The organism is Streptomyces sp. CB02261, from assembly GCF_001905665.1.
Taxonomy (GTDB): domain Bacteria; phylum Actinomycetota; class Actinomycetes; order Streptomycetales; family Streptomycetaceae; genus Streptomyces.
Genome location: NZ_LIVX01000002.1, coordinates 196,491 through 213,671 on the forward strand (window position 1 = coordinate 196,491; position 17,181 = coordinate 213,671).

Sequence of the window (17,181 nt, forward strand, 5' to 3'; positions counted from 1 at the left end):
TCGACGATCTTCGGGGCATGTCACGCGATTTCCATCCGAACAGAGGAGTCCCACGCGTCACGGCGAGCGGTGTCCGGATCGGCTCGCACACGGCCCGAACGGATGGCAGCGGAGTGGCGGACTCCGGTACTCCGGAGGCTCCGGTACTCCGGAAGCTCATCCCGTCCTCCGAAGGGAGTCGGTCATGTCCACCCCCATGTCCGCGAAAAGGTTCCTCGACGCGCTGCGCGACGAGGGCCTCGCGGTCGTCCAGGTCGGCGACTGGTCCACCCACAACCGCAACCACAAGGGCCCCTGGGGCCCGGTGCACGGCGTGATGATCCACCACACCGTGACCCGCGGCACCGCGAACACCGTCCGGTTGTGCCGCGACGGCCACGCGGGCCTGCCGGGGCCGCTCTGTCACGGCGTGATCGCCAAGGACGGCACGGTCCACCTCGTCGGCTACGGGCGCGCGAACCACGCCGGGCTCGGCGACGACGAGGTCCTCCGCGCGGTCATCGCCGAGCGGCGGCTGCCGCGGGACGACGAGGCCACCACCGACGGCAACCGCCACTTCTACGGCTTCGAGTGCGAGAACCTCGGGGACGGCGAGGACCCGTGGCCGAAGGTCCAGCTGGAGGCCATCGCGAAGGCGGCGGCCGCCCTGTGCCGGGTGCACGGCTGGACGCACCGGTCGGTCATCGGGCACCTGGAGTGGCAGCCGGGGAAGGTCGACCCGCGGGGCTTCACGATGGGCTCCATGCGGACGCGGATCGCCGACCTCCTGCGCTGACCGTGCCGGCCGGCCCGGACAATGACCGGGTGAACGCGTTCGACCTCTCCCGCCTGCGGCCCCGGCTCCCCTCACCCCTGGAGCCGGTGGAGGACGAGCGCTTCGCCCGGCGCGGACTCACCCTGCTGCTCAAGCGCGAGGACCTCATCCACCCGGACCTGCCGGGCAACAAGTGGCGCAAGCTCGCCCTCAACCTGGGCGCGGCGGACGGGCGTCCGGTGCTCACCTTCGGCGGCGCGTACTCCAACCACCTGCGGGCGACGGCCGCCGCCGGCCGGCTGCTCGGCTTCCCCACGGTCGGGATCGTGCGCGGCGACGAGCTGGCCGGGCGGCCGCTCAACCCGTCCCTCGCCCGGTGTGCGGCGGACGGGATGCGACTGGAGTTCGTGGACCGGGCCACGTACCGCGCGAAGAACGACCCGGCGGTCCTCGCGGCGCTCCTGGAGCGGGCCCCCGCGGGCGCGTACGTGGTCCCGGAGGGCGGCAGCAACGCGCTCGCCGTCCAGGGGTGCGTGGAGCTGGGCCGTGAGCTCGCCGGTGCGGCGGACACGGTCGCCGTCGCCTGCGGCACGGGCGGCACCCTCGCGGGCCTCGCGGCCGGTCTCGCCCCGGGGCAGCGGGCGCTGGGTTTCCCGGTCCTCAAGGGCGGTTTCCTGGGCGGGGAGGTCCGCGCCCTCCAGGAGGCGGCGTTCGGTGGGCCGCGCGGCGCGTGGGCGCTGGACGAGCGCTTCCACGGCGGTGGGTACGCGCGCGTGTCCCCCGTTCTGGAGGCGTTCGCACGTGACTTCGAGGCGCGGCATGAACTCGCCATCGAGCGGCTGTATGTGGCCAAAATGCTGCACGGTCTCACGGTCCTGGCCGAGGAGGGCGCGTTCCCGGCGGGCACCCGGCTCGCGGCGGTGGTGACGGGCACCCCGGACGCGCCTCCGCCGCCCGACCCCTCATCCGGCGACGGGGCTCAGTCCTCCTCCTCGCGGTAGGCGGCGGCCTCCTCCAGGTCGAGGCGGCGCAGCAGGGTCCGCATCATCTCGTCGTCGATCCGCCGTGCGTCCCGCAGGCGCACGAAGACCTCGCGCTCGGCGTCGATCATCTCGCGCGAGATGCGCCGGTACGTGTCGTCCGCGGTCTCGCCGGTGGCCTCGTTGACGGCGCCGAGCCGCTCCCAGACCGCGTTGCGACGCCGCTCCAGGACGGTGCGGAGCCGGTCGGCGAGCGGCGCCGGCAGGGCGTTGCGCTCGTCGGCGAGGAGGGCCTCCAGGCGCTCCTCCGCGGCCCGTGAGGCCTCGCTCTGGGCCTGTGCCTCGGCCAGGGTCTCGGCGTACCTGTCCCGCCCCGGGAGCTTCAGGAGCCGGATGAGGGGCGGCAGGGTGAGGCCCTGCACCACGAGGGTGCCGATGACGGTGGTGAAGGTGAGGAAGAGGACGAGGTTGCGGGCGGGGAACTCCTCGCCGTCCGCGACCACGGGGATGGAGAAGGCGATGGCGAGGGAGACCACGCCCCGCATGCCGGCCCAGCCGACGACGAGCGGCGCCCGCCAGTCCACGCCGGGTTCCCGTTCCCTGACCCGGGCGGAGAGCCGGCGGGGCAGGAAGGTCGCGGGATAGACCCAGACGAACCGCACGACGACCACGGCGACGAAGACCCCGACCGCGTACCAGGCCGCCTCGCCGATGCCGTACTGCCCGAGGCCCTGGACGACGTACGGCAGCTGGAGGCCGATCAGGGCGAAGACGGCGGACTCCAGGACGAACGCGACCATCTTCCAGACGGCCTCCTCCTGGAGCCGGGTCGCGAAGTCCACCTGCCAGGCGCGGTGGCCGAGGAAGAGACCGACCACGACGACGGCGAGGACGCCGGAGGCGTGGACCTCCTCGGCCGCCGCGTAGGCGATGAAGGGGATCAGGAGGGAGAGGGTGTTCTGGAGCAGGGAGTCGCCGAGGCGCAGGCGCAGCCAGTGGATGGGAGCCATGAGGATCAGGCCGACGCCGATCCCGCCGACGGCTGCGAGCGCGAACTCGCCGAGGCCGCCGGCCCAGCTCACGCCCTCGCCGACGGCCGCCGCGAGGGCGACCTTGAAGGCGGTGATGGCGGTGGCGTCGTTCACGAGGGACTCGCCCTGGAGGATCGTGGTGATCCGGTGGGGCAGGCCGAGCTTGCGGGCGATGGCCGTGGCCGCGACGGCGTCCGGCGGGGCGACCACCGCGCCGAGGACGAGGGCCGCGGTGAGCGGCAGGTCGGGGACGAGGACGTAAGCGAGCCAGCCCACGGCCACGGTGGCGAAGAGGACGTACCCGACGGAGAGCAGGGCGACCGGCCGGATGTTGGCCCTCAGGTCGAGGTACGAGGAGTCGACGGCGGCCGTGTAGAGGAGCGGGGGCAGGATCAGCGGCAGCACGATGTGCGGGTCGAGGGTGTAGTCGGGCACCCCGGGGACGTACGCGGCGGCCAGACCGGCGGCGACCAGGAGCAGCGGAGCGGGCACCGGGGTCCGCCGGGCGAGCCCCGCGATCGCGGCGCTCGCCGCCACCAGTGCCACCAGCTGCAGTGCGTCCATGCCCGTCCCCGTCGTGAGCCGCAACGTAACCTGGCCATCATGAGCGAGTGCCCCCACGTTGCAGAAATGCCGCGCCCCGAGCCGGCGCCGCTGGCCGACACCTGCCCCGAGTGCCTGGCGGACGGCACGCACCCGGTCCAGCTGCGGCTCTGTCTGAGCTGCGGGCACGTGGGCTGCTGCGACTCCTCTGCGGGGCGGCACGCGACGGGGCACTACTCCTCGACCGGGCATCCGCTGATGCGGACGTTCGAACCGGGTGAGGCCTGGCGCTGGTGCTTCGTCGACGGCGCGATCGTCTGAGCGGCCGGGACGGACCGGTTCCTCCCGGTTCGTCCGTGCGGTCCGGCCCTTGGGCCGTACGACCGTGCGGCGATTCGGCCGTCCGGGATTCGCCCGCTCCACGGGTGGGTACGTCACCCCTCCGCCGGTCGCTCGTTTCCGGCCCCCGCAGACCCCCGTCCACCGTCCGCATCCATGGGCCTACCATGGGTGACGACCGGCGATCGGGGGGCGTCGGGGGTCGGGAGTGCGCGGCGACACGGCGGGACGGATCGCGATAGCGTCACGGCGGACCGCGCAGCCCCCTGCGTACCGCCCGGTTCGGGGGCTCTCCCCCCGAGCCCCAAATGAGCTTGTGCCACCTTGGAGGTGAGGGTGTCCCAGATCGCAGGCGAGCCCGGGACCCAGGACTTCGTGGAAGTCCGGCTGCCCGCTGCGGGTGCCTATCTGTCCGTGCTGCGTACGGCCACGGCCGGCCTCGCGGCGCGCTTGGACTTCACCCTCGACGAGATCGAGGACTTGCGGATCGCGGTCGACGAGGCCTGCGCCATCCTGCTCCAGCAGGCCGTGCCGGGGTCCGTCCTCAGCTGTGTCTTCCGGCTGGTCGACGACTCCCTCGACGTGACCGTCTCGGCCCCGACGACCGACGGGCGGGCGCCCGAGCGGGACACCTTCGCCTGGACGGTGCTGTCGGCACTGGCCGGGAAGGTGGAATCGTCGGTGGCCGAGGACCGTACGGTCTCGATCAGCCTGTACAAACAGCGCGGCGCGGGGCCAGGCCCGGCGTGAGGAGCGGGGACGCGACGGCCGGCATCCCTGAGCAGCAGGCGCGGCCGCATGAGGTCGCTACGGAGCAGGCGGACCAGATGAGCGAGCACGAGCAGCACCACGAGGTTCCCGAGGCGCCGGGCGTCTCCGAGGCCCCCCGGGGCCCCGCGAGTGTGAACGGCTCCCCCGAGGCCTCCGCGTCCCCCGGGGCCGCAGGGGCTGCCCAGGGGCCGGCGTCCGAGACGTCGGAGGGGGCCGGGAGGCCGGTCGAGGCGAAGGTCTCGGACGACGAGGACGAGGACGGCGAGGCCGCCCCGGACGACGTCCCGGCGGTCCCCGACCCCCACGACCGGAGCGGCGCCCGCGCCCTCTTCGTCACGCTGCGCGAGCTGCCGGAGGGCTCCCCCGAGAAGGCGGAGCTGCGCAACCGGCTGGTACGGATGCACCTGCCGCTGGTGGAGCACCTGGCCCGGCGCTTCCGCAACCGCGGCGAGCCGCTGGACGACCTGACCCAGGTGGCGACGATCGGCCTGATCAAGTCGGTGGACCGGTTCGACCCGGAGCGCGGGGTCGAGTTCTCGACGTACGCGACCCCCACGGTCGTCGGAGAGATCAAGCGGCACTTCCGCGACAAGGGCTGGGCGGTCCGGGTGCCGCGCCGGCTCCAGGAGCTGCGGCTCTCGCTGACCACGGCGACGGCGGAGCTCTCCCAGCAGCACGGCCGCTCACCGACCGTGCACGAGCTGGCCGAGCGGCTCGGGATCTCGGAGGAGGAGGTCCTGGAGGGCCTGGAGTCGGCGAACGCCTACTCGACGCTCTCCCTGGACGTCCCCGACACGGACGACGAGTCCCCGGCGGTCGCGGACACGCTGGGCGCGGAGGACGAGGCCCTGGAAGGGGTCGAGTACCGGGAGTCGCTCAAGCCGCTGCTTGAGGACCTGCCTCCCCGGGAGAAGCGCATCCTGCTGCTGCGCTTCTTCGGGAACATGACCCAGTCGCAGATCGCGCAGGAGGTGGGCATCTCGCAGATGCACGTCTCCCGGCTGCTCGCCAGGACCCTCGCCCAGCTGCGGGAGAAGCTCCTGGTCGAGGAGTAGGCCGCGTCAGGCTTCCTGACCGGGGCGCCGGATGCCGAGCGCCTCGGTCGTGGCCGGGTTCACCAGGAGGACGAGACCGGCGACGGCCAGGACGCCGAGGACGACACCGGCCGGGATCATCGCGCTGTCCGCCTGGAGCATCTGCCAGGCGACCGGCAGCGCCAGGATCTGGGTGATCACGGCCGGGCCGCGGCTCCAGGAGCGGCGCAGCCACAGACCGCGGGCGGCGGCGAGCGGGATCAGCCCGAGTGCGACAAGCGTCACGGCGCCGGTGAGGGCGCCGGTGACGTCGCCGGACGTCCGCGTCAGGGCGTCCACCAGCATGTAGACGCCCCCGGCGACGAGTCCGAGGGCCTCGATCCCGGCCACGGCCGCCGCGGCGGCGAGACGGGCGGGGCGGGGGGTCTGCTCCGTACTGCTCATACAGGGCAGGGTAGCGGGGGCTCGCGGCGCCCGGCCGCCGGCCTCGGCGGGGCGGGCGGGGCTGGGCCCGGTACCACCGGGTAGGTACGCTGAAGCTCATGCGCGCACTTCTCGTGGTCAACCCGGCAGCCACCACCACCAGTGCCCGCACCCGTGACGTGCTCATCCACGCGCTCGCCAGCGAGATGAAGCTGGAGGCCGTCACCACCGAGTACCGCGGCCACGCGCGGGACCTGGGCCGGCGGGCCGCCGAGGCCGGCAACATCGATCTCGTCGTGGCCCTCGGCGGCGACGGCACGGTGAACGAGGTCGTCAACGGCCTGCTGCACGGCGGACCCGACCCCGACCGGCTGCCGGGGCTCGCGGTGGTCCCCGGCGGTTCGACCAATGTCTTCGCCCGCGCCCTCGGCCTGCCGAACGACGCCGTGGAGGCGACCGGCGCCCTGCTCGACGCGTTGCGTGAGCGGCGGACACGCACAGTGAGCCTCGGGCTCGCCTCGGGGACGCCGGGCACGGAGGACGAGTCGGTGCCGTCCCGATGGTTCACCTTCTGCGCCGGTCTCGGATTCGACGCCAGTGTCATCGGCCGGGTCGAACAGCAGCGGGAGCGCGGGAGAAGATCCACGCACGCCCTCTATCTGCGCCAGGTGGTGCGCCAGTTCCTCGAGGAACCCAACCGCCGGCACGGCACGATCACCCTGGAGCGCCCCGGCGCCGAGCCGGTCGAGAACCTGGTCCTCTCCATAATCTGCAACACCTCCCCCTGGACCTACCTGGGCAATCGTCCGGTGTACGCGTCTCCGGAGGCCTCCTTCGAGACCGCGCTCGACGTGCTCGGACTGCGCCGTCTCTCCACCCCCGCGGTGGCCCGTTACGCCACCCAGCTGCTCACCTCGACCCCGGAGCGGGGCCCGCGCGGCAGGCACGCCGTGTCCCTGCACGACCTGACCGACTTCACCTTGCATTCGAAGGTCCCCCTCCCCCTGCAGATGGACGGAGACCACCTGGGACTGCGTACGAGCGTGACGTTCACAGGCGTTCGCCGTGCACTGCGTGTGATTGTGTGAGTGGAAGGGCCCAAAGTCCTTTCACTCGAACGTTTAGGCGCGCATCCACCCCTTAGAAGTACGGCTGTGACCTAGCCGACACCGAGGAATCAAAAAAAACTTTCCGGAAGGGGTTGTATCCGTTGCCGGGGTTTGGGAGTCTCTTCTTGGCGATCGGGACGGCCCGCAACACCGGCCTCCACTGAGAGCCAGAACCCCTCCTCAGTCTTAGGACCACACCAGTTGATCTGGCAGTCGGCCCTTCCCTTGCGGGGGGATTCGTGAAAGCGTTCACATTCACAAGCAACCAGCTTGTAACACCCTAGAGAGGTAGCAGCCATGGACTGGCGTCACAACGCCGTTTGTCGTGAGGAAGACCCCGAGCTGTTCTTCCCCATCGGCAACACCGGTCCTGCGCTGCTGCAGATCGAGGAAGCCAAGGCCGTCTGCCGCCGCTGCCCCGTCATGGAGCAGTGCCTGCAGTGGGCGCTCGAGTCCGGCCAGGACTCCGGCGTCTGGGGTGGCCTCAGCGAGGACGAGCGCCGCGCGATGAAGCGCCGTGCCGCTCGCAACCGGGCGCGTAACGCCAGCGCCTGACGCCCCACCGACAGCCTGAGGCCAGCGGCGCATACATCGCGTATGCATTCACCGCCCTTGAGTCGCAGCGCGCAGCAGTAACCCACAGCATTCGAGCCCCGGACCGATCTCCTTCGGTCCGGGGCTCGCTGCTGTCCGCCGCCGTGTCCTACTTCTGCGACCGCACGGGAATGTCGAGGACCACCTTCGTGCCGCGCTCGGCGCCCGGCAGCATGTCGAAGGATCCGCCCAACTCCCCTTCCACCAGGGTCCGTACGATCTGGAGGCCGAGGTTGCCGGCGCGCTGCGGGTCGAAGCCCTCGGGCAGGCCCCGGCCGTCGTCCTGCACCGTGATCAGGAGCCGGGCCTCGGGCCTGGGCTCGCCGCGCACGGCGGTGACCTCCACGGTGCCCTCGTCACCCTGGGCGAACGCGTGCTCCAGGGCGTTCTGCAGGACCTCGGTGAGGACCATGGAGAGCGGGGTCGCGACCTCGGCGTCCAGGATGCCGAAGCGGCCGTTGCGCCGGCAGGTGACCCGGCCCGGGGAGATCTCGGCCACCATCGCGATCACCCGGTCGGCGATCTCGTCGAACTCCACCCGCTCGTCCAGGTTCTGGGACAACGTCTCATGGACGATGGCGATCGAACCGACGCGCCGCACGGCCTCGTTGAGGGCCTCGCGGCCCCGGTCGGAATCCATCCGGCGGGCCTGGAGGCGCAACAGGGCGGCCACCGTCTGCAGGTTGTTCTTCACCCGGTGGTGGATCTCCCGGATGGTGGCGTCCTTGGTGATCAACTCACGCTCGCGGCGACGCAGTTCGGTGACGTCCCGGAGCAGGACGAGCGAGCCGATGCGGGTGCCCTTGGGCTTGAGCGGGATCGCACGCAGCTGGATCACACCACCGTTGCCCTCGACCTCGAACTCGCGCGGCGCGTAGCCGGAGGCGAGCGTGACCAGGGCCTCGTCCACGGGCCCGCGGGAGGGGGCGAGTTCGGTCGTGATCTGGCCGAGGTGCTGGCCGACGAGGTCGGCGGCGAGGCCGAGCCGGTGGTACGCGGAGAGGGCGTTGGGCGAGGCGTACTGGACGATGCCCTCGGCGTCCAGGCGGACGAGCCCGTCGCCGGCCCGGGGCGAGGAGTCCATGTCGACCTGCTCGCCGGGGAACGGGAAGGTGCCGGCCGCGATCATCTGGGCGAGGTCGGAGGCCGACTGGAGGTAGGTGAGCTCGAGCCGGGAGGGGGTGCGGACGGTCAGCAGGTTGGTGTTGCGGGCGATGACGCCGAGGACCCGGCCCTCGCGGCGGACGGGGATGGACTCGACCCGTACCGGCACCTCCTCGCGCCACTCCGGGTCGCCCTCGCGGACGATCCTGCCCTCGTCGAGCGCGGCGTCGAGCAGCGGGCGGCGGCCGCGGGGCACGAGATGGCCGACCATGTCGTCCTGGTAGGAGGTGGGGCCGGTGTTCGGCCGCATCTGGGCGACGGAGACGTACCGCGTGCCGTCGAGGGTCGGGACCCACAGCACGAGGTCGGCGAAGGAGAGGTCGGAGAGCAGCTGCCACTCCGACACCAGCAGGTGGAGCCACTCGAGGTCCGAGTCGCTCAGGGCGGTGTGCTGGCGCACGAGGTCGTTCATGGAGGGCACTGTGCGAGCGTACCCGCGGAATAAAGAGGCGGTGAACCTGGATCTCCGGGCGTTCGTGCTGGAGGATGGGCCATGAACGACCGCGTACGTGTGGATGGACAGACAAGAATGGTCTAGTCCACAATGTATGCAAAGAGCCTCCATCCTCCCCGCACAGGAGGGTGGAACGAGGTACCCGACGCTCTCTGCCCTGACTGCGTCGAGACCTCCCACAACGGCCGAGGGACCGCACACCCCCGGCCGGAGCAACTCCGGGCTGCGGTGCCGGGCGGGCTGAGGGTCCCGTCAGGCGCCGCGGCCCGCGGGTGTCTCCGGGGCCGTTCCCGGTGTCGTTTCCGGTGCCGCCGCCGCTTCCGGCGCCGCCTCCAGGGCCGCTGCCGCCGCCGCTTCCAGGGTCGTCGCCTCCGTCCGCGGCGGCCAGGCCCGCATCGCCGTCTCGGCCACGGCCGCCAGCTCCTCCGCCGTCGCCCCGTCGCGGGCCTGCTGGGACATGCCCTGGAGCACGGCGCCGCTGAAGCGGGCGAGCGCGCGGGCGTCCGTGTCGGAGGGCAGCTCCCCGGCCTCGACGTCACGGCGGATACGGGCCTCGAAGGACGCCAGGTTGGCGTTCCTGCGGGCCCTCAGCGACTCCTCGACCTCCGGGGTCGAGCAGTTGATCGCGGCGGAGATCATCAGGCAGCCGCGGGGGTGGCCGGACTCCGTGAAGAGCCCGGCCGCCTCGGCGAGGAGCCGGCCGATGGCGGCGCGGGCGGTGGACTCCTCCGCGAAGGCCCGGCCGCCGTAGGCCCCGTACGAGGCGGCGTAGGCCTCGACGACCTCCTCGAACAGCGTCTTCTTGTCGCCGAAGGCCGCGTAGAGGCTGGGTGCGCTGATGCCCATGACGCGGGTGAGGTCGGAGACGGAGGTCGTCTCGTAGCCGTGCTCCCAGAAGGCCATCGTGGCCTGCTCCAGGGCCGTGAGCCGGTCGAAGGAGCGGGGGCGGCCGCGCTGTGTCGTCACCATGGAGCGAATTCTATAGCGCACGCTACGGAACTGGGGTACGGTCTTTACGTAACGACCGCTACAGAAATGAGGGGGGCGTCGCCATGGGCGTGCTCGCGGAACCGACGACGGGACGGACGGCCGAGAAGGGGGCCGGGAGGCTGGTCGGGAAGACGGCCCTGGTGACGGGCGGCAGCCGGGGCATCGGGCGCGGGATCGCCGAGCGGCTCGGCCGCGAGGGAGCGCGGGTCGCGGTGCACTACGGGAGCAACGGGTCGGCGGCCGAGGAGACGGTCGCGGCGATCGAGGCGGCGGGCGGCGAGGCCTTCGCGATCGGCCAGGAGCTGGGGGTGCCGGGGGACGCGGCGGCCCTGTGGAAGGCGTTCGACACGGCCGCCGGCGGTGACGGTGGCCTGGACATCCTGGTGAACAACGCGGGGATCACCTCCCCGAAGCCCTTCGGGACCCTCGCCGAGGAGGAGTACGACCGGGTCTTCGCGATCAACACCAAGGCGCCGTTCTTCCTGGCCCAGCTGGGCGCGGAGCGGCTGCGCGACGGCGGCCGGATCATCAACGTCTCCACGGGGCTGAGCAAGGCGGCGCTCATGCCGGAGCTGATCGCGTACTCGATGTCGAAGGCCGCGCTCGACCTCTTCACCCGAGACCTGTCGAAGGTCCTCGGGCCGCGCCGGATCACGGTCAACGCGGTGGCGCCGGGGATCGTGGACACCGACATCAACGCGGACTGGCTGCGGGGCGACGACAAGGCCTGGGCGGGGGCGGCGGCCCTGTCGGCGCTCGGCGGGGTCGGATCCCCGGCGGAGATAGCGGACGTGGTGGCCTTCCTCGCCTCCGACGACGCGCGCTGGGTGACGGGCCACTGGATCGACGCCACGGGCGGCTCGATGGTCTGAGCGCGGGCGGGGCGGGCAGGCGGGGGCTGGGCGGGCGGGGACTGGGCACGCCGCCGAAGGCGGGGCGCACAGGCGGGGGCGGGAGAGCAGACGGGGACGGGGACAGGCGGCTGCGGAAGGGGAGTCGGGGGTGTCTCCCGGGGGCTGAGGGGTTCGAGTGGCTGGGGTGACGGGGGCGGCCGACCATGGAGGCGACGGGGGCGTCCGGGGGGCGGAACGGCATGAGGGGAAGGCCCCTCCTCTGCTAGATTTGACCCGAGATTGGTCTATACCACCGTCCTTCAGCAGCCCCTCACCAGATCGGCAGGCACAGCGTGGAAGTTGTCATCGTCAAGGACGCCAAGGCGGGCGGCGAGCTCATCGCGGACGGCATCGCCGACCTCCTGCGCCGCAAGCCCGACGCGCTGCTCGGCGTGGCCACGGGTTCGACCCCGATCCCGATCTACGACGCCCTCGTCGCCCAGGTCACGGCCGGAGCCGTGGACGCCTCCCGGGCCAGGATCGCCCAGCTGGACGAGTACGTCGGGCTGCCCGCCGGCCACCCCGAGTCCTACCGCTCCACCGTGCTCCGTCAGGTCGTCGAGCCGCTCGGGCTCTCCCCCGAGGCCTTCATGGGCCCCGACGGCTCCGCCGAGGACGTCCAGGCCGCCTGCGAGGCCTACGACAAGGCCCTCGCCGAGGCCGGCGGTGTGGACCTGCAGATCCTCGGCATCGGCACCGACGGACACATCGGCTTCAACGAGCCGTGCTCCTCGCTCGCCTCCCGCACCCGGATCAAGACGCTCACCGAGCAGACGCGCGTCGACAACGCCCGCTTCTTCGACGACGACATCGAGCAGGTCCCCCACCACGTCATCACCCAGGGCATCGGCACCATCCTCGAAGCCCGCCACCTGGTGCTGCTCGCCACCGGCGAGGGCAAGGCCGAAGCCGTCGCACAGACCGTGGAGGGCCCCGTCGCCGCGCTCGTGCCCGCCTCCGCGCTCCAGCTCCACCCCCACGCCACCGTCGTCGTGGACGAGGCCGCCGCCTCCAAGCTGAAGCTCGCCGACTACTTCCGCCAGACCTACGCCGCCAAGCCCGACTGGCAGGGCATCTGAACCGCCTGGACCTCGCCGCGGACGGCGAAGGGGCCCGGCACCTGTTCAGGTGCCGGGCCCCTTCGCGTACGACGGATGCCGGAGGCGGCGGTCAGGCGCCGGTTCCGACGACGGCCTCCGCGGCCGCGCGGCCACAGACCCGGGCGGCGCCGTGCGTGGCGATGTGCAGGGCCCCGCGGGGCTCCGCCTCGTTGAGGCCCATCTCGACCACGACGGTGTCGGGCCGGGCCGCGACCAGGCCGTCCAGGGCCTCGGTCATCCACGGGTGCCGGTGGAGGTCACGTACGACCGCCACGATCCGCCGCTCCCCCGCGGCGGACAGGACGGCGTCCACGGACGAGGACTCGTCGTACGAGCCGGTCTCCGTCCCGGGGAGCAGGCGCTCCAGCTCCGCCGCGATGCCCCAGGGCGTCTCGTCGCCGACCGCGAAGTTCGCGACCGGGGTGAAGGAGGCCACGAAGGGAGCACTGGTCATCGGCGTGTGCGGCCACTCCCCCCGGGTCACCTTCAGGGCCCTGCGGGCCGCCACGAGTCCGATGTCGGCGCCGGGCGCGGTCCCCTCCTGCACTGCCGCGCCCGACGCCGAACCAGCCCCCCTGGCCCGGTGCGCCTGGGTCCAGGCCGCCAGGGCGCGCACGCGCGCCGCGGCGTCGGCCAGCCGCTCCTCGGGCAGTTCACCGGTCCGTACCGCGCTGACGAGCGCGTCGCGCAGCCGCAGCACGGTGTCCTCGTCGCACAGCCCGCCGCCGACGCAGATGGCGTCGGCGCCCGCTGCGATGGCGAGGACGGAACCGCGCTCGATGCCGTACGTCGCCGAGACGGCCTGCATCTCCATGCCGTCGGTGACGATCAGCCCCTCGAAGCCCAGTTCCTGCCGGAGCAGACCGGTGAGGATCTGCGGGCTCAGGGTGGCCGGGCGGTGGGGGTCGAGCGCGGAGAGCAGAATATGCGCGCTCATGACCGCTTTGGTACCCGCGGCGACGGCGGCGCGGAAAGGTACCAGCTCACGGGCGTGCAGTGTGGCGAGGTCCACATCGATCCGGGGCAGCGCGTCGTGGGAATCCACGTTCGTGTCGCCGTGTCCGGGGAAGTGCTTCGTGCAGGCCGCGACCCCGACGCCCTGGAGGCCGTCGACGTACGCCACGGTGTGCCGGGCGACCAGGTCGGGGTCCGGCCCGAAGGACCGGACGCCGATGACCGGGTTCTCGGCGTTGGAGTTGACGTCCGCCGAGGGCGCCCAGTTGAGGTCGACGCCGCACTGGGCGAGCCGGCGGCCGAGCTCGCGGGCCACGGCCCGGGTGAGTTCGACGTCGTCGACGCTGCCCAGGGCGTAGTTGCCGGGGAAGGACGAGCCCTGCTTGACCTCCAGGCGGGTGACGTCACCGCCCTCCTCGTCGATGGCGACGAGGACGTCGTCCCGCTCGGCCCTCAGCTGCGCGGTGAGCGCGGTGAGCTGCTCGGGGCCGACGATGTTCCGGCCGAACAGGCCGACCGACGACAGGCCCTCGCCGATGCGGCGGAGCAGCCAGTCGGGCGCGGTGGTGCCGACGAAGCCGGGCTGGAGCACGGTGAGCGCGTCCCGGGTCAGGGTGTCCGTGCCGTGGGTGAGTGTGGTCATGGGGAAGCCCTTATCCCTTCACCGCGCCGGCGGTCATGCCGCCGACGGCCTTGCGCTGGAGGAAGAGGAAGACGACGAGCACGGGGAGTGCGAAGAGCGTGGAGGCGGCCATGGTGGCGCCCCAGTCGCTGCCGAACGCGGTCTGGAACTGGGTCAGCCAGAGCGTCAGGGTCTGCGACTCCTTGTCCTTGTTCAGCATGAGGATCATGGCGAACTCGTTCCAGGCGGTGATGAAGCCGAAGAGCGAGGTGGACATCAGGCCGGGGGCGAGCAGCGGGAAGATCACCTTGCGGAACGCCTGGCCGCGGGTGCAGCCGTCGATCTGCGCCGCCTCCTCCAGCTCGACCGGGACGGCGGCGATGAAGCCGCGCAGGGTCCAGATCGTGAAGGGGAGGACCATGACGAAGTAGATGAGCGTGAGCATCGGGATGCTGTTCAGCATGTCGTTCTCACGGGAGATCATGTACATCGCGATGACCATGACCTCCCAGGGGGCCATCTGCGCCATCATCACGACGAGGACGATGCCCTTGCGTCCCTTGAACTTCAGTCGGGCGATCGCGAAGCTCGCGGCCAGGGCCACGACGAGGGCGAGGAGCACCGCGCCGACGGTGACCATGAGGCTGTTGCCGACGTACGTCCAGAAGAGGTCGACGCCGGTCGCCGTCGTGTAGTTGTCCAGGGTCGGCGTGAAGACGAAGACCGGGTCCTTCGTCATGATCTCGTGCTGCGGCTTCAGCGAGGACGAGAACATCCAGTAGACGGGGAAGACGAACACCACCGCGAGGACGAGGGCGCCGGCGTTCTTGGCGACCGCGCCGACCGTGAGCGGCTTCCTGGTGCGCAGCTTCTGCGGAGTCTGGGTGGTGGCGCTCACAGCTCCTCCTCCTGCTTCAGGATCAGGCGGAAGTAGAAGGACATGACCGCGATGAGCATCACGATCGTCAGGATGGAGATGGCGGCGGCGACACCGTAGTGGAACTGGCCGACGCCCTCGATGTAGGCGTAGACCGGGAGGGTCTCGGAGCCGCGGTCGGGACCGCCCTGGTTCATGGCGTAGACCTGGGCGAACGCCTTGAAGATCCAGATGATCTCCAGGAACGTGGTGATCATGAAGAAGGACTTCAGGTTGGGGAAGACCACGGCCCAGAAGGTCCGCCAGCCGCTTGCGCCGTCCATCTTGGCGGCCTCGTACAGCTCGGACCCGATGGTGGTCAGGCCGGCGTACATGTTGAGGGCGACGAAGGGGACGGAGCCCCAGACGAGCAGGAGCAGGATGATGACCAGGGAGGAGAAGCCGGTCTCGAACCAGTTGTGCTGGTCGTAGCCGGAGAAGCCGAGGGTGCGCATCACCCAGTTCGCGACGCCGAACTGCTCGTCGAAGAGCCAGCGGAAGACGGTGACGGAGGCGACGATCGGCATGGCCCAGGCGAACATCAGGGACAGCGAGAGGACCAGCCGCATCTTCTTGCCGAGGCGGTTGAGCAGGAGGCCGATGCCCGTGCCGATCGCCATGATGAGGGCGACGTTGACGGCCGTGAAGACGACGCTGCGGACGGCGACGGACCAGAAGTGCGAGTCTCCGAGGAGCTCGGTGTAGTTCTGGAAGCCGATCCAGACCGTCTCGCGGGTGATGAACTCCCTCCGGTTGAGCTGCTGGAAGGAGAGGAGCACATTGCGGACCAGCGGGTAGAGCAGCAGCACCGCCATGGACAGCAGGGCAGGCGCGACGAGCAGGTACGGCAGCAGCCCGCCGGGCAGGGAGCGTCTGCCACGCGAAGGCTGAAGGACTTCCTTCGGGCCGGAAGGGGGTGGCGGAGTCTGGGACTTCTCTGCCGCCCTCCCGGGCGCGTCCTGGGGACCGGCGGTCGCCGTCCCCTGGGAGTCCACGGTCATGGTCTTATTCCTCGCGGTTCTGGGGCTCCCGCGCCCACCGGGGCGCGGCCCGGGGGAGCGGGCCGCTGATCACTGCATCGCTGCAAAGCGCCGGTGGTGCGGCCGGTGCGCCACCGGCCGCACCACCGGGCTACGGGTTACTGCTGGTTGATGCGCTCGTTGATGACCTTGTCGGCCGCCTCGCCGGCCGCCTTGGCGTCCTCACCCTTCAGGACCTTGGTCATGTAGTCCTTGATCGGGTTCGGGGCGGTCTCGACGTTCGCCCAGCCCGGGGTGACCGGGGTGACCTTGCCGGAGGCGGAGGAGAGGGCCATGGCCTCGGCGAAGGAGCCCGCGGCCGGCTTGAACTGCGCGGCGTCGCTGTTCGGAAGCAGCGCGCCCTCGGTGGCGGCGGCGTACTTCGTCATGAACTCCTTGCCGGCGGCGAGGGCCAGCCACTCCTTCGCGAGGTCCTTGTTCTTGGAGCGCTCGGCGATGGCGAGGTTGGAGCCGCCGAGGAAGACGGAGCCCGGCTTGTCGGCGGTCTTGCCCGGGATCGGGAAGTAGCCGAAGTCGGCGGTCTTGCCGGCCTTCTTCATGGCGTCGATCGCGCCGCCGGCCTCCCAGCCGAGACCGATCCAGGACGCCACGCCGCCCTTGGGGACGACGTCGGTGGACTGCTGCGGGGTCGCCTCGTCCTTGTCCTTCGGAGCGGTGGAGTAGGACGCCAGCTCCTTGTAGAAGTTCATGGCGCTGGCGGCCTCGGGGGAGGACAGGTTGCCCTTCCACTTGTCGCCGTCCTTGACCGCGAGGTCGCTGCCCTCGTCCCAGATGAGGCCGGCGAGGACGTACCAGGACTGACCCGGCAGGTAGATCGCCTGCGACTTCGGGTCGGAGGCCTTGAGCTTCTTCAGTCCGTCGATCCACTCGGCGCGGGTCTTCGGCGGGGTGACACCGGCCTTCTTGAAGGCGGCCTTGTCGTAGACGACGACGCGGTTGGCGGCGTACCACGGGGCGGAGTAGAGCTTGCCGTCCAGTTCGTTGGAGGCGACCATGCCCTTGTTCCAGGCGTCGTAGCCCAGCGTGGCCTTGTCGCCGGTCAGGTCGGCGAGGCCGCCGGTGACGGCGTAGCCCGCGGTCTGCGTGTTGCCGAGCTCCAGGACGTCCGGCGGGGTGTCCTCGGAGAGGGCGGTGGTGACCTTCTCCTGGATGCCGTTCCAGATCTGCTTCTCGACCTTGACCTTGACGCCCGGGTGCTTGGCCTCGAAGGCCTTGTTCACCTCGGCCATCCAGGCGTCCGGAGCGGAACCGTCCATGACCCAGACGGTCAGGGTCTTGTCACCCCCGGCCGACGCCTTGGCGCCGTCCTTGCCCTTGCCGCTGTCGCTGTCGGAACCACACGCAGCGATAGAGACCATCATGCCCGCGACGCCGATCGCCGCGATGAGCTTGCGCTTCACGCCACCCTCCTCAGGGATGCCTGCAACCCCTGCCCACCGCGCGAAGACATACGTCAGGTAGTGCTCGTGG

General features: G+C 71.3%; 16 protein-coding genes and 1 pseudogene. 9 read left to right on the forward strand and 8 right to left on the reverse strand.

Annotated elements, in window-relative coordinates; translation table 11 throughout:
* Window positions 1-184: 184 nt before the first annotated feature.
* Both AMK29_RS06345 and AMK29_RS06350 read left to right on the forward strand, forming a co-directional pair.
* Window positions 185-775: an N-acetylmuramoyl-L-alanine amidase gene (locus tag AMK29_RS06345; protein ID WP_073808792.1), complete on the forward strand. Its 591-nt coding sequence runs from the start codon at window positions 185-187 to the stop codon at window positions 773-775.
* A 29-nt stretch (window positions 776-804) separates the two neighbouring features.
* Entirely contained in the window at window positions 805-1,755 is a 951-nt protein-coding gene (locus AMK29_RS06350) for a 1-aminocyclopropane-1-carboxylate deaminase/D-cysteine desulfhydrase (protein ID WP_073810644.1), read from the forward strand.
* Here the strand turns inward: AMK29_RS06350 and AMK29_RS06355 are convergent.
* Window positions 1,734-3,329 carry a Na+/H+ antiporter gene (locus AMK29_RS06355; RefSeq protein WP_073808794.1) on the reverse strand — a complete coding sequence of 532 codons (1,596 nt, stop codon included), beginning with the start codon at window positions 3,327-3,329 and terminating at the stop codon, window positions 1,734-1,736. The genes AMK29_RS06350 and AMK29_RS06355 overlap by 22 nt on opposite strands.
* A gap of 39 nt (window positions 3,330-3,368) precedes the next feature.
* Here AMK29_RS06355 and AMK29_RS06360 point away from each other — a divergent pair, with 39 nt between their 5' ends.
* From AMK29_RS06360 to AMK29_RS06370, 3 genes are all read left to right on the forward strand, one after another.
* Window positions 3,369-3,629, forward strand: coding sequence for a UBP-type zinc finger domain-containing protein (locus tag AMK29_RS06360; RefSeq protein ID WP_073808797.1), 261 nt, complete (start codon window positions 3,369-3,371; stop codon window positions 3,627-3,629).
* A gap of 354 nt (window positions 3,630-3,983) precedes the next feature.
* Window positions 3,984-4,397 carry an anti-sigma regulatory factor gene (locus tag AMK29_RS06365; protein WP_015036094.1) on the forward strand — a complete coding sequence of 138 codons (414 nt, stop codon included), beginning with the start codon at window positions 3,984-3,986 and terminating at the stop codon, window positions 4,395-4,397.
* Complete coding sequence (locus tag AMK29_RS06370) at window positions 4,394-5,473, forward strand: RNA polymerase sigma factor SigF (protein ID WP_073808800.1); 1,080 nt, start codon at window positions 4,394-4,396, stop codon at window positions 5,471-5,473. Before AMK29_RS06365 ends, AMK29_RS06370 begins: the two co-directional genes overlap by 4 nt.
* 6 nt (window positions 5,474-5,479) lie before the next feature.
* On the opposite strand, the gene AMK29_RS06375 is transcribed toward AMK29_RS06370, so the two are convergent.
* Window positions 5,480-5,896, reverse strand: coding sequence for a hypothetical protein (locus AMK29_RS06375; protein WP_073808803.1), 417 nt, complete (start codon window positions 5,894-5,896; stop codon window positions 5,480-5,482).
* Between the two features lie 98 nt (window positions 5,897-5,994).
* On the opposite strand from AMK29_RS06375, the gene AMK29_RS06380 reads away from it, so the two are divergent.
* Window positions 5,995-6,963 (forward strand): diacylglycerol/lipid kinase family protein, encoded by a 969-nt coding sequence (locus tag AMK29_RS06380; RefSeq protein ID WP_073808805.1) that lies wholly within the window; start codon window positions 5,995-5,997, stop codon window positions 6,961-6,963.
* Window positions 6,964-7,281: 318 nt separating this feature from the next.
* Window positions 7,282-7,539: a WhiB family transcriptional regulator gene (locus tag AMK29_RS06385; RefSeq protein WP_003953983.1), complete on the forward strand. Its 258-nt coding sequence runs from the start codon at window positions 7,282-7,284 to the stop codon at window positions 7,537-7,539.
* A gap of 148 nt (window positions 7,540-7,687) precedes the next feature.
* On the opposite strand, the gene AMK29_RS06390 is transcribed toward AMK29_RS06385, so the two are convergent.
* Window positions 7,688-9,154, reverse strand: coding sequence for a sensor histidine kinase (locus AMK29_RS06390; RefSeq protein ID WP_073808808.1), 1,467 nt, complete (start codon window positions 9,152-9,154; stop codon window positions 7,688-7,690).
* A 423-nt stretch (window positions 9,155-9,577) separates the two neighbouring features.
* Window positions 9,578-10,165: pseudogene (locus AMK29_RS06395) on the reverse strand (TetR/AcrR family transcriptional regulator); the annotation flags it as partial.
* Window positions 10,166-10,248: 83 nt separating this feature from the next.
* Here AMK29_RS06395 and AMK29_RS06400 point away from each other — a divergent pair.
* Window positions 10,249-11,058: an SDR family oxidoreductase gene (locus AMK29_RS06400; protein WP_073808810.1), complete on the forward strand. Its 810-nt coding sequence runs from the start codon at window positions 10,249-10,251 to the stop codon at window positions 11,056-11,058.
* A gap of 314 nt (window positions 11,059-11,372) precedes the next feature.
* The gene (gene nagB, locus AMK29_RS06405; protein ID WP_073808813.1) at window positions 11,373-12,158 is read left to right on the forward strand and encodes a glucosamine-6-phosphate deaminase; all 786 of its coding nucleotides are present in this window, start codon (window positions 11,373-11,375) and stop codon (window positions 12,156-12,158) included.
* 91 nt (window positions 12,159-12,249) lie between these two features.
* Here the strand turns inward: nagB and AMK29_RS06410 are convergent, their stop codons facing one another.
* From AMK29_RS06410 to AMK29_RS06425, 4 genes are all read right to left on the reverse strand, one after another.
* A complete protein-coding gene (locus AMK29_RS06410) occupies window positions 12,250-13,776 on the reverse strand; it encodes a glycoside hydrolase family 3 protein (protein ID WP_073808815.1) in 1,527 nt (508 codons plus the stop codon).
* A 10-nt stretch (window positions 13,777-13,786) separates the two neighbouring features.
* Complete coding sequence (locus AMK29_RS06415; protein ID WP_079196774.1) at window positions 13,787-14,653, reverse strand: carbohydrate ABC transporter permease; 867 nt, start codon at window positions 14,651-14,653, stop codon at window positions 13,787-13,789.
* Window positions 14,650-15,672: a carbohydrate ABC transporter permease gene (locus AMK29_RS06420; RefSeq protein ID WP_079196775.1), complete on the reverse strand. Its 1,023-nt coding sequence runs from the start codon at window positions 15,670-15,672 to the stop codon at window positions 14,650-14,652. The genes AMK29_RS06415 and AMK29_RS06420 overlap by 4 nt, the downstream gene beginning before the upstream one ends.
* A 137-nt stretch (window positions 15,673-15,809) precedes the next feature.
* Window positions 15,810-17,111: an extracellular solute-binding protein gene (locus tag AMK29_RS06425; RefSeq protein ID WP_073808818.1), complete on the reverse strand. Its 1,302-nt coding sequence runs from the start codon at window positions 17,109-17,111 to the stop codon at window positions 15,810-15,812.
* Window positions 17,112-17,181 lie beyond the last annotated feature (70 nt).